The organism is Pseudomonas sp. 32A (assembly GCF_052682255.1).
Window position 1 is genome coordinate 4,712,075 of sequence record NZ_JBQYLY010000001.1, and the last position, 14,487, is coordinate 4,726,561.

The window sequence follows — 14,487 nt, forward strand, 5'->3', positions numbered from 1 at the left end:
CGTCATGGCATTAACAGTAAACACTAACCTTGCTTCGTTGAACGTTCAGAACAACCTGAACAAGGCTTCCGGCGCCCTGCAAACTTCCATGCAGCGTCTGTCCTCCGGCCTGCGTATCAACAGCGCCAAAGACGATGCGGCCGGCCTGCAAATCTCCAACCGTCTGACCAGTCAGATCAACGGCCTGGGCGTTGCAATCAAGAACGCCAACGACGGCAGCTCGATTGCTCAGACCGCTGAAGGCGCGATGCAGCAGTCCACCAACATCCTGCAAAGCATGCGTACCCTGGCTCTGCAATCCGCCAACGGCTCGCCAAGCGCTGACGACCGTAAGTCGAACCAGGCTCAATACGCAGCACTGACTGCTGAATTGACCCGTATCGCTACCACCACTACTTTCGGTGGCAAGAACCTGCTGGACGGTTCTTTCGGTACTACTTCGTTCCAGGTCGGCGCCAACGCCAACCAGACCATCGACATGAGCATCGGTAACGTTGCAGCCAACAACATTGGTTCGCAGCAGCTGAAATCCCAAGGCGTTGCTCCAAGCGCAACAGGCGTTGCCGGCGGCGCACTCACCGTTACCGGTGGCGGCCAGTCCAAGAGCCTGACCATCGCTGCCGGTGCTTCGGCCCAGCAGATCGCTGCGCAAATGAACGGCGCTGTAGGTGGCCTGGCTGCTACTGCCAGCACTGTTGCCCAGTTCACCATTGACTCCGCTGCCATCGCTGCTGCAACCCCTGCCAGCGCCAACTTCACCTTGAAAGTCGGCTCCGGTGCTGCGGTCCAGTTCACTGGCGTGACCAGCGCTTCTGACCTGGCTGACCAACTGAAGTCCAACGCTGCCAAGCTGGGCATCACCGTTAACTACGATTCGACCACTCAAGCGCTGTCGGTCAAGTCCGATACCGGTGAGAACCTGACCTTCAACTCTGGCGACGCCGGTGCTATCGCAGGCGTCAAGGTTGCCACCCTGGATGGTACCGGTACTGCCGGCACTGCCGTTGCCCTGGCTGCCACCGCGATCATCGCCACGGGTGCAGTGTCCCTGAACTCCTCCAGCAGCTACTCGCTGAGCGGCGCTGGTGTGACGGGTCTGTTCGCAGCTACCGGTACTGCTGCCAACTCCACCAAAACCACCGTCAACAACACTGACATCACCACTGCTGCCAACGCACAGAACTCGATCGACGTGATCACCCAGGCGATCTCGGACATCGACTCCCAGCGTGCCGGTCTCGGTGCTGTACAAAACCGTTTCGACAACACCGTTGCCAACCTGCAGAGCATCTCGGACAACTCCAGCGCCGCTCGCGGTCAGATCCAGGACGTTGACTACGCTGCTGAAACTGCTCAGTTGACCAAGCAACAAACCCTGCAACAGGCTTCCACTGCGATCCTGTCTCAGGCCAACCAACTGCCATCCGCTGTACTGAAGCTGCTTCAGTAATAGCCATCGGTAGCTGACTGACGGAAGGGCGCGTTTACGTGCCCTTTTGTCTTTTGCGTGATGAGGAGAGTGGACATGGACATGAGCGTCAAGTTGAACCTGTCTTATCCTGCTGCCCCAGCGCCACAGAGTGCACCCGCCCCTGTGACTGCCGACGCGCAGACCCCCAAGGTTGATGCGACCGTCGCAGCAGCAAAACCCAAGCAAGAAACGAAACCCGACGACCTGGAAAAGGCCGTCAACGATATTCGCAAATTCGTCCAGGCTGCCCAGCGCAACCTGGATTTTTCCATTGATGACTCAACCCATCAGGTGGTGGTCAAGGTCATTGCGACCGACAGTGGCGAGGTGATTCGTCAGATCCCGTCGGAAACCGCATTGAAACTCGCACAAAGTCTTCACGACGCCAGCAACGTGTTGTTTGACGCTAAAGTCTGAGCTGGCATGAATTTTGTTGCTGTAGCTGCTTGAGGCGCCGTCCGTCAAGAAAGCGCCAGCCCCGTATCAGGAGAAACATCATGGGTGATATATCCGTCAGCGGCCCGGTAACGGGCATTGATACCCAGTCTATCGTTACGGCCTTGGTGAACGCTGAGCAGGCGCCCAAGCAGTCGCAGATCAACAAGCAGTCGCAGACGCAGACCGCCCAGTTGTCCTCGATCGGCAAGATTCAAGCGGCACTCGATGCGTTCCGCGGCGCGATGGACACGATGACCAAGGACGCCAGTATCGGCGGCCTGACGGCGGCGACCACCGATGCCAACGTGTCCACCGTCACCCTCGGTTCCGGTGCTTCTGCGGGGAGCTACCTGTTGGTGGTCAACCAATTGGCGACCGCCTCGAAGATTGCTACCCAGAACTTCCCGGGTGGGGCGAAGAGCGTCGTCAATAGTGGCTCTACGGCTACGACCCTGGAGATTTCCCAGTCAGGTAAGAGCTATGGTGTCAGCGTCGCGCCGGGCGCGACGTTGCAGCAAGTGCGCGACTCGATCAACGCGCAATACAGCAGCGCAGGCCTGAGTGCCAACATCCTGACTGACGCAACCGGTTCCCGGCTGGTGGTGACGTCGACCAATACCGGCGCCGGTACAGACATTACCCTGGGTGGTAACACCGGGCTGGAAACCGGTACTACCGTTGTCGGCGGCCCGCCGGTGAATGCGAAATACACCATTGACGGTACCGCTCAGGAGTCCAAGAGCAATACCCTGAGCGATGCGATCAGCGGCGTGACTATCAAGTTGACCGCCGTATCGCCACTGCCCTCGGGTGTCACCGACACTAGTGCTGCGCGAGTCGCCTCGACCATTACGGTCACCCGCAGTAACGACACCCTGAAGAGTTCGGTAAAGGGGTTTGTCGACACCTATAACGCCTTGATGACAGCGATCGGCACTGAGACCAAAGTCACCACTAACGCCGATGGTTCTATCACGTCTGCGGCGCTGACGGGCGATGCCACGATGCGTTCCTTGCAGTCGGCCCTGCGTAACGAGCTGAACTCATTGGCGGGCTCGGGTACGTTGAAGTCCCTGGCTCAGTTTGGTGTAAACACTGACCAGACAACCGGTAAGTTGAGCATCGATGACAAGGTGTTCGGTGCGGCCATTGCCACCAACCCCACTGACATCGGCGGCATTTTCAACGGCGATAATGGCCTGCTTGCGCGTATGAAAACGGCGACCGACAGCTATGCGTTGAGCGGTACCGGGGTTCTGGCCTCGCGTTCGTCGACGCTGACGGCGAACATCAAGGACCTGCAAGTGCAGCAGGACAGCCTGACCGCGCGCATGGCTGCACTCAAGACGAGCCTGACTGCCAAGTACACTACGATGAACAGCTTGGTGGCACAGCTCACCGCTCAACGGTCGAGCGTAATGACTACGCTCAATGCGCTGAACAATCCGAAGACCGATTGATCCTCAATGAAGCCGCCCGGTGACGTGAAAACTTTCCCCGGGCGCCCCTTCAGCAGACCGCCGGCTTAAAGTTTTTTGCGACACCGTCGACATAATAGTCAGAGCCCATTCTTTTTAGCTGTTGCCTGTCACGAGGTAGAAACATGAATCCCATGAGAGCCCTTCGCCAATACCAGAAGGTCAATTCCCATGCCCAGGTCTCCGAGGCCAGCCCCCATCGCCTGGTCCAGATGTTGATGGAAGGCGCGCTGGACCGCATGGCCCAGGCCAAGGGCGCCATGGCTCGTGGTGACATCGCGCAAAAGGGCCTGTTGCTGGGCAAGGCGATCGATATCCTGATTGGTCTGCGCGACGGCCTGAACCCGGAAAAAACCGATGATCCGGCCGCCTTGCAACAATTGGATAACCTGTACGCCTACATGACCACGCGTTTGCTTGAAGCCAATACCAAGAACGATGTCGAGATGATCGACGAAGTGGCAGGCTTGATGATTACGCTCAAGGAAGGCTGGGACGGTATTGCAACACTGTAGGCCCGCTGGCCTGAGGAAGATGTCATGAGTCACGCCCTGCAACGGATTGACGAAACCCGCGAAGCCTTGATGGACGCATTGGTTGCCCGCAACTGGGATGCCATTGGCGAACTGGACCTGGGATGTCGTGCGGTAATTGACGACGCGTTGAGCAATGCGCCGGTGGACGAGGATGCCCTGCGGGAAAAACTGGAGAGTTTGCTGGAGGTGTATCAGCAGTTGCTTGAGGTGACGACCGGGGAGCGTCAGGCGATTTTCGAGGAGATGTCGCAGATCAACCGAGCGGAAAGTGCGTCAAAGGTTTACCATCTGTTCGGCTGAAGGCTCAGTTAATCCGAACAAGGCGCGTCATTAATTTGACCGTGCACATATTTTTGACTTAACTAGTGCTATTTTCAGACGTCAGAAAGCTGTAGCGCAGAAAATGCCTACAGCTATCTAGATTGCCCCAACTCGAGGGCATTAGAGTTTTACTAGGGAAGTTGCTATTGCATGTGGCGTGAAACCAAAATCCTGCTGATCGATGACGATAGCGTTCGGCGCCGCGATCTGGCGGTGATCCTGAATTTTCTTGGGGAAGAAAATCTACCCTGCGGCAGCCACGACTGGCAGCAGGCGGTCAGCTCTTTGTCGTCGAGCCGTGAAGTCATTTGTGTGCTGATCGGTACGGTAAATGCTCCTGGTGCCGTTTTGGGCTTGTTAAAGACACTGTCAACCTGGGATGAGTTCCTTCCTGTGTTGCTGATGGGCGATATTTCTTCTGTGGACCTTCCGGAAGACCAGCGCCGTCGCGTCCTTTCCACCCTCGAAATGCCACCCAGCTACAGCAAATTGCTCGACTCCCTGCACCGTGCCCAGGTTTACCGCGAGATGTACGACCAGGCCCGCGAGCGCGGCCGTCACCGCGAACCCAACCTGTTTCGCAGCCTCGTCGGCACCAGCCGTGCGATTCAGCACGTGCGCCAGATGATGCAGCAAGTCGCCGACACCGACGCCAGCGTACTGATCCTTGGCGAATCCGGCACCGGCAAGGAAGTGGTCGCGCGCAACCTGCATTACCACTCCAAGCGCCGCGACGGGCCATTTGTGCCGGTCAACTGCGGGGCGATCCCGGCAGAGCTGCTGGAAAGCGAACTGTTCGGCCACGAAAAGGGCGCCTTTACCGGGGCGATCACAAGCCGTGCCGGGCGTTTTGAACTGGCCAACGGCGGCACCCTGTTCCTCGACGAAATCGGCGACATGCCGCTGCCGATGCAGGTCAAGCTGCTGCGGGTTCTGCAGGAGCGCACCTTCGAGCGCGTGGGCAGCAACAAGACCCAAAGCGTCGACGTGCGCATCATTGCCGCCACCCACAAGAACCTCGAAAGCATGATCGAGGTCGGCAGCTTCCGCGAAGACCTGTACTACCGCCTCAATGTATTCCCGATCGAAATGGCGCCCCTGCGTGAGCGCGTCGAAGACATCCCGTTGCTGATGAACGAACTGATCTCGCGCATGGAGCACGAAAAGCGTGGTTCGATCCGTTTCAACTCGGCGGCGATCATGTCCCTGTGCCGCCACGGCTGGCCGGGCAACGTCCGCGAGCTGGCCAACCTGGTGGAGCGCATGGCGATCATGCACCCGTACGGGGTGATCGGCGTGGTCGAGTTGCCGAAGAAATTCCGCTACGTCGACGATGAAGACGAGCAACTGGTAGACAGTCTGCGCAGCGACCTGGAAGAGCGTGTGGCCATCAACGGCCATGCGCCGGACCTCGGTTCCACGGCCATGCTGCCACCGGAAGGCCTGGACTTGAAAGACTACCTCGGTAGCCTGGAGCAAGGCCTGATCCAGCAGGCCCTCGACGACGCCAACGGCATCGTCGCCCGTGCCGCCGAACGCCTGCGCATTCGCCGCACCACCCTGGTGGAGAAGATGCGCAAGTACGGCATGAGCCGCAAAGAAGGTGATGAACAGGCGGATGATTGACGCCTGTTTTTCAAACCGCTGATTTATCAGCGGTTTTTTTTCGGCACGGGTATTGCTACAGCACTCGCAACGTTCCGTTTAACTGACGGTCAGCCAAGCGAGAGAGCATGATGCCCCACGCCGCCCAATTATCTTCGGTCCCTGACACTCAGGGGCCTGCCCCCTCCGTAGAGCAGATCAGCCGTCTCGGGCTTGAACAGGCCTTTTCCCTGTTCAGCCAGATGTCGAGCCAATTGACTGACTCCTACAGCCTGTTGGAAGCACGGGTTTCCGAGCTTAAAGGCGAGTTGGCGGTGGTCAGCGCCCAGCGCATGGAAGAGCTGGCCGAGAAAGAGCGCCTGGCCAACCGTCTGCAAAACCTCCTCGACCTGTTGCCCGGTGGCGTGATCGTCATCGACGACCAGGGCCGCGTGCGCGAAGCCAACCCGGCGGCCTGCGACATGCTCGGCCTGCCGCTGGAAGGCGAGCTGTGGCGCGAGGTCATCACCCGCTGCTTCGCGCCGCGGGAAGACGATGGCCACGAAATCTCTCTCAAGGACGGGCGCCGCTTGTCCATCGCCACCCGTTCCCTGGATGCCGAACCCGGCCAGTTGGTGTTGCTCAACGACCTGACTGAAACCCGTCACCTGCAAGACCAATTGGCACGCCACGAGCGCCTGTCGTCCCTGGGGCGGATGGTCGCTTCCCTGGCGCATCAGATTCGTACGCCGTTGTCCGCTGCGCTGATTTACGCCAGTCATTTGACTGATGAACAGTTGCCGGCAGCCACTCACCAGCGTTTTGCCGGGCGGCTCAAGGAGCGTTTGCACGAGCTGGAGCATCAAGTGCGCGACATGCTGGTGTTCGCCCGCGGCGAATTGCCGCTGACCGATCGCGTCACCCCGGCGGTATTGATGCAGTCCCTGCAAGCCGCCGCCGCCACCCACATCCAGGAAGCGTCAGTCCGTTGGCAGTGCGACAGCCATCACGGCGAGTTGCTGTGCAACCGCGACACGCTGGTGGGCGCGCTGCTCAACCTGATCGAAAACGCGACCCAGGCCAGCGGCCCCGGGGCGCGGCTCAAGGTTCACCTGTACAACCGTGGCGACACCCTGCGCCTGAGCATCAGCGACAGCGGCAGCGGGATTGACCCGGTGGTGCTGCAACGCCTCGGCGAACCTTTTTTCACCACCAAAACCAACGGTACCGGCCTGGGCCTGACCGTGGTCAAGGCAGTTGCCCGTGCCCATCAGGGAGAATTGCAGCTGCGTTCCCGGTTGGGTCGCGGCACGTGCGCGTTGATGACGCTGCCGCTGTTTTCATGCGCCGTCAGCGCGGAGTAAAAGGTCATGGCTATCAAGGTTTTATTGGTTGAAGACGATCGTGCCCTGCGTGAAGCATTGGCTGACACGCTGTTGCTGGCGGGCCATGACTACCGTGCGGTCGGTTCTGCCGAAGAAGCCTTGGAGGCCGTGGAGCAGGAGTCCTTCAGCCTGGTGGTCAGCGACGTGAACATGCCGGGCATGGACGGCCATCAGTTACTCGGCCTGTTGCGTGCGCGCCAGCCGCAATTGCCGGTGCTGTTGATGACCGCCCACGGTGCGGTGGAGCGCGCGGTTGACGCCATGCGCCAGGGCGCTGCGGATTACCTGGTCAAACCCTTCGAACCCAAAGCCTTGATCGAATTGGTCGCGCGCCATGCCCTCGGCACTCTGGGCGCCGCCGACGGCGAAGGCCCGATTGCCTTCGAGCCGGCCAGTGCGCAATTGCTGGAACTGGCGGCCCGGGTCGCCCGCAGCGACTCCACCGTATTGATCTCCGGCGAGTCCGGCACCGGCAAGGAAGTACTGGCGCGCTACATCCACCAGCAATCCCATCGTGCCAGCCAGCCGTTCATTGCGATCAACTGCGCGGCCATCCCCGACAACATGCTCGAAGCCACCTTGTTCGGCCATGAGAAAGGCTCGTTCACCGGCGCCATCGCCGCTCAGGCCGGCAAGTTCGAACAGGCAGACGGCGGCACCATCCTGCTGGACGAAATCTCCGAAATGCCCCTGGGCCTGCAAGCCAAATTGCTGCGGGTATTGCAGGAGCGCGAAGTGGAGCGGGTGGGCGCACGCAAGCCGATCCAGCTGGACATCCGCGTGGTGGCCACCACCAACCGCGACCTGGCGGGCGAAGTGGCGGCGGGGCGCTTCCGTGAGGATCTGTTCTACCGCCTCTCGGTGTTCCCGTTGGCCTGGCGCCCGTTGCGCGAGCGACCGGCAGACATCATCCCGCTGGCCGAGCGCCTGCTGAGCAAGCACGTCAATAAAATGAAGCATGCCCAGGCGCGCCTGTCGGCCGACGCCCAGGCCTGCCTGATCAGCTACCCATGGCCCGGCAACGTGCGGGAACTGGACAATGCGATCCAGCGTGCGTTGATTTTGCAGCAGGGTGGCTTGATCCAGCCCCAGGACTTCTGCCTGGCCATGGGCACCGGCGCAGCGCCGTTGCCGAGCCTGGCGGCCGCCCCACAGATCGAAGCGGCGCCTGCCGAGTCGGCCGGTGCCTTGGGCGACGACCTGCGCCGCCGCGAATTCCAGATGATCATCGACACCTTGCGTTCCGAGCGCGGCCGCCGCAAAGAGGCCGCCGAGCGCTTGGGCATCAGCCCGCGCACCCTGCGCTACAAGCTGGCGCAGATGCGCGATGCCGGGATGGACGTGGAAGCCTACCTCTACGCCACCTGAAAATTCTCAAAGCCGACAGGGCCAGTCGCCTTTTCTTACAGAATGCCACGGAGCTGGCACCCTTGTTGCTACCACCCCTGTAATCGCTGTGTAGTGTCAAAAAATTGCGGGTCGTCGGAGAGAGAAGGTCATGAGCCAAGGTGTTGAGTTCAATCGGTTGATGTTGGATATGCGGTCCATGCAAATGGATGCCATGGCTCAACCGAAATCCGCCGCGCAAGCCGTGCCGGAATTGGGCCAGAGCAGCTTTGCCGACATGCTCGGCCAGGCCATCAACAAAGTCAGCGATACCCAGCAGGCATCCAGTCAGTTGGCGACTGCTTTCGAGATCGGCAAAAGCGGCGTGGACCTCACCGACGTGATGGTCGCCTCGCAAAAAGCCAGCGTTTCATTCCAGGCCTTGACTCAGGTACGCAACAAGCTGGTTCAAGCCTATCAAGACATCATGCAGATGCCGGTTTAAGGACGATTTGAGTCATGGCAGAAGCAGTCGTGGATAACGCACCCGCCAAGGCAGACGGCAAGCCGCCGCTGTTCGGCCTGTCGTTCCTGGAAAACCTCTCCGAGATGACCATGCTGCGTCAGGTGGGCCTGATGGTCGGCCTGGCTGCCAGCGTGGCGATTGGTTTTGCCGTGGTGCTGTGGTCCCAGCAACCGGATTACCGCCCGCTGTACGGCAGCCTCGCGGGCATGGATTCCAAGCAGATCATGGAAACCCTGGCGGCGGCAGACATTGCCTACACCGTCGAACCGAATTCCGGCGCCCTGTTGGTCAAGGCCGATGATGTAGCCCGTGCACGGATGAAGCTGGCGGCAGCCGGCGTCACCCCGTCCGACGCCAATATCGGCTTTGAAATCCTCGACAAGGACCAAGGCCTGGGTACCAGCCAGTTCATGGAAGCCACCCGCTACCGTCGTGGCCTGGAAGGCGAACTGGCGCGCACCATTTCCGCGTTGAACAACGTCAAGGGCGCCCGGGTGCACCTGGCGATTCCGAAAAGCTCGGTGTTTGTGCGCGATGAACGCAAGCCCAGCGCCTCGGTGCTGGTCGAGTTGTTTGCTGGCCGCTCCCTGGAGCCTGGCCAGGTGTTGGCGATCATCAACCTGGTGGCCACCAGCGTTCCCGAATTGAGCAAGTCGCAAATCACCGTGGTCGACCAGAAGGGCAACCTGCTGTCGGACCTCGCGGAAAACTCTTCGCTGACCATGGCCGGCAAGCAGTTCGACTACAGCCGTCGCATGGAAAGCATGCTGACCCAACGCGTGCACAACATCCTGCAACCGGTGTTGGGCAATGATCGCTACAAGGCTGAAGTGTCTGCCGACGTGGACTTCAGCGCCGTCGAATCGACTTCCGAGCAGTTCAACCCGGACCAGCCGGCCCTGCGCAGCGAGCAATCGACCACTGAACAACGCACCGCCAGCAATGGCCCGCAAGGCGTGCCGGGTGCCCTGAGCAACCAGCCGCCAACCCCGGCCACCGCTCCGCAAACCACCGGTGGCGCCGCTGCTACCGCAGGCGCGGTGCAACCTGGCCAGCCGCTGCTGGACGCCAACGGTCAGCAGATCATGGACCCGGCCACCGGCCAGCCAATGCTCGCGCCGTACCCGGCCGACAAGCGCAACCAGTCCACCAAGAACTTTGAGCTCGACCGCTCCATCAGCCACACCAAGCAGCAGCAGGGCCGGATCAATCGCCTGTCGGTGTCGGTGGTCGTGGATGACCAGGTCAAGATCAACGCCGCCGACGGCGCCGTCACCCGTGCCCCGTGGAGCGCCGACGAATTGGCGCGCTTCACCCGCCTGGTACAGGACGCAGTGGGCTTCGATGCCAGCCGTGGCGACAGCGTCAGCGTGATCAACATGCCGTTTTCCGCCGAGCGGGGCGAGGTGATTGCCGAGGCCGCGTTCTATACTCAGCCGTGGTTCTGGGACATCGTCAAGCAAGTGCTGGGTGTGTTGTTCATCCTGGTGCTGGTGTTTGGCGTGCTGCGTCCGGTGCTCAACAACATCACCGGCCACGGCAAAAAACAACTGGCCCTGGCCGGTGGCGACGTCGAGTTGGGTGGCATGGGCGGCCTGGATGGCGAACTGGCCAACGACCGCGTGAGCCTTGGTGGCCCGCAAAGCATTCTGTTGCCGAGCCCGAGCGAGGGTTATGACGCTCAGTTGAACGCAATCAAGAGCCTGGTGGCCGAAGACCCGGGTCGTGTGGCCCAGGTCGTGAAAGAGTGGATTAACGCAGATGAGTGATAGCCGAGCTGCAGTAGCCAAACTCTCCCGGGTCGACAAAGCCGCCGTGCTGTTGCTGTCCCTCGGAGAAACCGACGCCGCCCAAGTGCTGCGCCACATGGGGCCCAAAGAGGTTCAGCGCGTCGGCGTGGCCATGGCGCAAATGCGCAATGTGCACCGCGAGCAAGTCGAGCAGGTGATGAGCGAGTTCGTCGAGATCGTCGGCGACCAGACCAGCCTGGGCGTCGGCTCCGACAGCTACATTCGCAAGATGCTCACCTCGGCCCTGGGCGAAGACAAGGCCAACGGCCTGATCGACCGCATCCTGCTGGGGGGCAACACCAGCGGCCTCGACAGCCTGAAGTGGATGGAACCGCGGGCCGTGGCCGACGTGATCCGCTACGAACACCCGCAGATCCAGGCGATCGTGGTGGCGTATCTCGACCCCGACCAGGCCGGCGAAGTGCTCGGCCATTTCGACCACAAGGTGCGCCTGGACATCATCCTGCGCGTCTCGTCGTTGAACACCGTACAGCCGGCGGCCCTGAAAGAATTGAACACGATTCTCGAGAAGCAGTTCTCGGGTAACTCCAACGCTTCGCGTACCACCCTGGGTGGCATCAAGCGTGCGGCCGACATCATGAACTTCCTCGACAGCTCGGTGGAAGGCCAGTTGATGGACTCGATCCGCGAGATCGACGATACCCTGTCGGTGCAGATCGAAGACCTCATGTTCGTGTTCAACAACCTCTCCGATGTCGACGACCGTGGCATCCAGGCGTTGCTGCGTGAAGTCTCCTCCGACGTGCTGGTGCTGGCCCTCAAGGGTTCGGACGAAGGCGTCAAGGAAAAGATCTTCAAGAACATGTCCAAGCGGGCTTCCGAACTGTTGCGCGACGACCTCGAGGCCAAGGGCCCAGTGCGCGTCAGCGACGTGGAAACAGCGCAGAAAGAAATCCTCACCATTGCCCGCCGTATGGCCGAAGCCGGAGAAATCGTTCTCGGTGGGAAGGGCGGCGAAGAAATGATTTAAGGCGCCACGCATGTCGAACAAAGATGAGACGCCCAGCGATCTGATTCGCGCACGGGACGTCGGAGGGTTCGACGTCTGGTCGCTGCCCAGTTTCGACCCGCATCGCCCGGAGCCAGAACCCGAGCCGGTAGAAGAAGCTCCGGCCGAGATGGAAGAAGTGCCGCTGGAAGAAGTCCAGCCACTGACCCTGGAAGAGCTCGAAAGCATTCGTCAGGAAGCCTACAACGAAGGTTTTTCCACCGGTGAGAAAGACGGTTTTCGCAGCACCACCCTCAAGGTCCGTCAGGAAGCCGAGGCGGCGCTGAGCGTCAAGCTGGCCAGCCTGGAAACCCTGATGGGCAGCCTGTTCGAGCCCATCGCCGAGCAGGATTCGCAGATCGAAAAAGCCATGGTCGGGCTGGTGGAGCACATCACCCGCCAGGTGATTCAGCGCGAACTGGCCCTGGATTCCACGCAAATCGAAAGCGTGATGCGCGAAGCCCTCAAGCTGCTGCCCCTGGGCGTCGGCAACGTGCGGCTGTACATCAACCCCCAGGATTTCGAACAGGTCAAAGCCCTGCGCGAGCGCCATGAAGAAACCTGGCGCATCGTCGAAGACGCTGCGCTGCTGCCCGGTGGTTGCCGGGTCGAGACCGAACACAGCCGCATCGACGCCACGGTGGAGACGCGCATCACCCAGATCATGGCCAAGCTGTTTGACCAGTTGCACGAGCAGGCGCTGCACCCGGCCGAGCCGGACTTGAGCGTCAAGCTGGACACCCCCGATGCGCCTTGATCGCACCAGCTTCGCCAAGCGCCTGGGTGCCTATGCCGAAGCCACCGAGTTGCCGGGCCAGCCGATCCTGGAGGGCCGCCTGCTGCGCATGGTCGGCCTGACCCTGGAAGCCGAAGGCCTGCGCGCTGCCATGGGCAGCCGCTGCATGGTGATCAACGACGACAGCTACCACCCTGTGCAGGTCGAAGCCGAAGTGATGGGCTTTTCCGGCAGCAAAGTATTTCTGATGCCCGTCGGCAGCGTTGCCGGCATCGCCCCCGGCGCCCGAGTGGTGCCGCTGGCGGATACCGGTCGCCTTCCCATGGGCATGAGCATGCTCGGCCGGGTGCTGGATGGTGCCGGTCGCGCCCTCGACGGCAAGGGCGGGATGAAGGCCGAAGACTGGGTGCCGATGGACGGCCCGACCATCAACCCGCTCAAGCGCAACCCCATCAGCGTGCCGCTGGACGTGGGCATTCGCAGCATCAACGGTTTATTGACGGTGGGCCGCGGCCAGCGCCTGGGCCTGTTCGCCGGTACCGGCGTGGGTAAGTCGGTGCTGCTGGGCATGATGACCCGCTTTACCGAGGCCGACATTATTGTGGTGGGGCTGATCGGCGAGCGGGGTCGCGAGGTGAAGGAATTCATCGAGCACAGCCTCGGCGAAGAAGGCCTCAAGCGTTCAGTGGTGGTCGCCTCTCCGGCGGATGACGCGCCGCTGATGCGCCTGCGTGCCGCGATGTACTGCACACGTATCGCCGAATATTTTCGCGACAAGGGCAAGAACGTCCTGTTGCTGATGGACTCCCTGACCCGTTTCGCCCAGGCCCAGCGGGAAATCGCCCTGGCCATCGGCGAGCCGCCGGCCACCAAGGGCTATCCGCCGTCGGTATTCGCCAAGCTGCCCAAGCTGGTGGAGCGTGCCGGTAACGCTGAAGCCGGTGGGGGGTCGATCACCGCGTTCTATACCGTGCTTTCCGAGGGCGATGATCAGCAAGACCCGATTGCCGACTCGGCGCGGGGCGTGCTCGACGGGCACATCGTGCTGTCCCGGCGCTTGGCCGAGGAAGGGCATTACCCGGCCATCGACATTGAAGCCTCCATCAGCCGGGTGATGCCTTCGGTGGTCACGCCCGAGCACATGATGCGGGCGCAGCACTTCAAGCAGTTGTGGTCGCGTTATCAACAGAGCCGCGACCTGATCAGCGTGGGCGCCTACGTGGCCGGCGGTGATCGCGAGACCGACCTGGCGATCGCCCTGCAACCGCAACTGGTGACCTACCTGCGCCAAGGCCTCAACGACAAGATCAGCATGGGTGAGAGCGAGGCGCACTTGGGTAGTATCTTCGCTCCGGCACCCGGCGGATAAACCATGGCCAATACCCGAGCCGCACGCCTTGCCCCGGTGGTGGACATGGCCGAAAAAGCTGAAAAGACCGCCGTCCAGCGCCTGGGTTACTTCCAGGGCCAGGTTCGCCTGGCGGAAAGCAAACTGGGCGACCTGGAACGCTTTCGCGGCGAGTACCAGCAACAGTGGATCGAGCGCGGCAGCAAGGGCGTCTCCGGCCAATGGCTGATGGGCTACCAGGGCTTTCTCAACCAGTTGGAAACCGCCGTCGGCCAGCAGCGCCAGAGCCTGGCCTGGCACCAGGCGAATGTCGACAAGGCCCGCGACAGCTGGCAACAGGCCTACGCCCGGGTCGAAGGCCTGCGCAAGCTGGTGCAACGCTACATCGACGAAGCCCGGGCACTGGAAGACAAGCGCGAGCAGAAGTTGCTCGATGAATTGTCTCAGCGTCTGCCCCGCCAAAACCCCTATTAAGCACGCCGCAGCCCCCTGTAGGAGCGAGCTTGCTCGCGAAGGTCGTCAACGATAACGCGGGGCAA

General features: G+C 61.2%; 14 protein-coding genes. All 14 read left to right on the forward strand.

Annotated features, from left to right (window positions below):
- Positions 1-4 precede the first annotated feature (4 nt).
- On the forward strand, positions 5-1,450 hold the full coding sequence (locus tag ACUN0G_RS21790; RefSeq protein ID WP_445574251.1) for a flagellin N-terminal helical domain-containing protein: 1,446 nt from the start codon (positions 5-7) through the stop codon (positions 1,448-1,450).
- A gap of 75 nt (positions 1,451-1,525) precedes the next feature.
- Positions 1,526-1,888 (forward strand): flagellar protein FlaG, encoded by a 363-nt coding sequence (locus ACUN0G_RS21795; protein ID WP_445574252.1) that lies wholly within the window; start codon positions 1,526-1,528, stop codon positions 1,886-1,888.
- An 80-nt stretch (positions 1,889-1,968) separates the two neighbouring features.
- On the forward strand, positions 1,969-3,369 hold the full coding sequence (gene fliD / locus ACUN0G_RS21800) for a flagellar filament capping protein FliD (RefSeq protein ID WP_445574253.1): 1,401 nt from the start codon (positions 1,969-1,971) through the stop codon (positions 3,367-3,369).
- A gap of 143 nt (positions 3,370-3,512) precedes the next feature.
- Positions 3,513-3,902 carry a flagellar export chaperone FliS gene (gene fliS / locus ACUN0G_RS21805; RefSeq protein WP_076015142.1) on the forward strand — a complete coding sequence of 130 codons (390 nt, stop codon included), beginning with the start codon at positions 3,513-3,515 and terminating at the stop codon, positions 3,900-3,902.
- A gap of 24 nt (positions 3,903-3,926) precedes the next feature.
- Entirely contained in the window at positions 3,927-4,223 is a 297-nt protein-coding gene (locus ACUN0G_RS21810) for a flagellar protein FliT (RefSeq protein ID WP_258347165.1), read from the forward strand.
- 171 nt (positions 4,224-4,394) lie between these two features.
- Positions 4,395-5,870: a sigma-54 dependent transcriptional regulator gene (locus tag ACUN0G_RS21815; RefSeq protein WP_258347164.1), complete on the forward strand. Its 1,476-nt coding sequence runs from the start codon at positions 4,395-4,397 to the stop codon at positions 5,868-5,870.
- Between the two features lie 110 nt (positions 5,871-5,980).
- A complete protein-coding gene (locus ACUN0G_RS21820) occupies positions 5,981-7,192 on the forward strand; it encodes a sensor histidine kinase (protein ID WP_421553626.1) in 1,212 nt (403 codons plus the stop codon).
- A gap of 6 nt (positions 7,193-7,198) precedes the next feature.
- On the forward strand, positions 7,199-8,581 hold the full coding sequence (locus tag ACUN0G_RS21825; RefSeq protein WP_076015145.1) for a sigma-54-dependent transcriptional regulator: 1,383 nt from the start codon (positions 7,199-7,201) through the stop codon (positions 8,579-8,581).
- Between the two features lie 130 nt (positions 8,582-8,711).
- Positions 8,712-9,044: a flagellar hook-basal body complex protein FliE gene (fliE, locus tag ACUN0G_RS21830; RefSeq protein WP_076015146.1), complete on the forward strand. Its 333-nt coding sequence runs from the start codon at positions 8,712-8,714 to the stop codon at positions 9,042-9,044.
- A gap of 14 nt (positions 9,045-9,058) precedes the next feature.
- The gene (gene fliF, locus ACUN0G_RS21835) at positions 9,059-10,834 is read left to right on the forward strand and encodes a flagellar basal-body MS-ring/collar protein FliF (protein WP_076015147.1); all 1,776 of its coding nucleotides are present in this window, start codon (positions 9,059-9,061) and stop codon (positions 10,832-10,834) included.
- Positions 10,827-11,846, forward strand: coding sequence for a flagellar motor switch protein FliG (gene fliG / locus ACUN0G_RS21840; protein ID WP_017477457.1), 1,020 nt, complete (start codon positions 10,827-10,829; stop codon positions 11,844-11,846). Before fliF ends, fliG begins: the two co-directional genes overlap by 8 nt.
- A gap of 10 nt (positions 11,847-11,856) precedes the next feature.
- Positions 11,857-12,621: a flagellar assembly protein FliH gene (gene fliH / locus ACUN0G_RS21845; RefSeq protein WP_445574254.1), complete on the forward strand. Its 765-nt coding sequence runs from the start codon at positions 11,857-11,859 to the stop codon at positions 12,619-12,621.
- The gene (gene fliI, locus ACUN0G_RS21850) at positions 12,611-13,969 is read left to right on the forward strand and encodes a flagellar protein export ATPase FliI (protein ID WP_421553617.1); all 1,359 of its coding nucleotides are present in this window, start codon (positions 12,611-12,613) and stop codon (positions 13,967-13,969) included. Before fliH ends, fliI begins: the two co-directional genes overlap by 11 nt.
- Before the next feature lie 3 nt (positions 13,970-13,972).
- Positions 13,973-14,422, forward strand: coding sequence for a flagellar export protein FliJ (gene fliJ, locus ACUN0G_RS21855; RefSeq protein WP_008434833.1), 450 nt, complete (start codon positions 13,973-13,975; stop codon positions 14,420-14,422).
- Positions 14,423-14,487 lie beyond the last annotated feature (65 nt).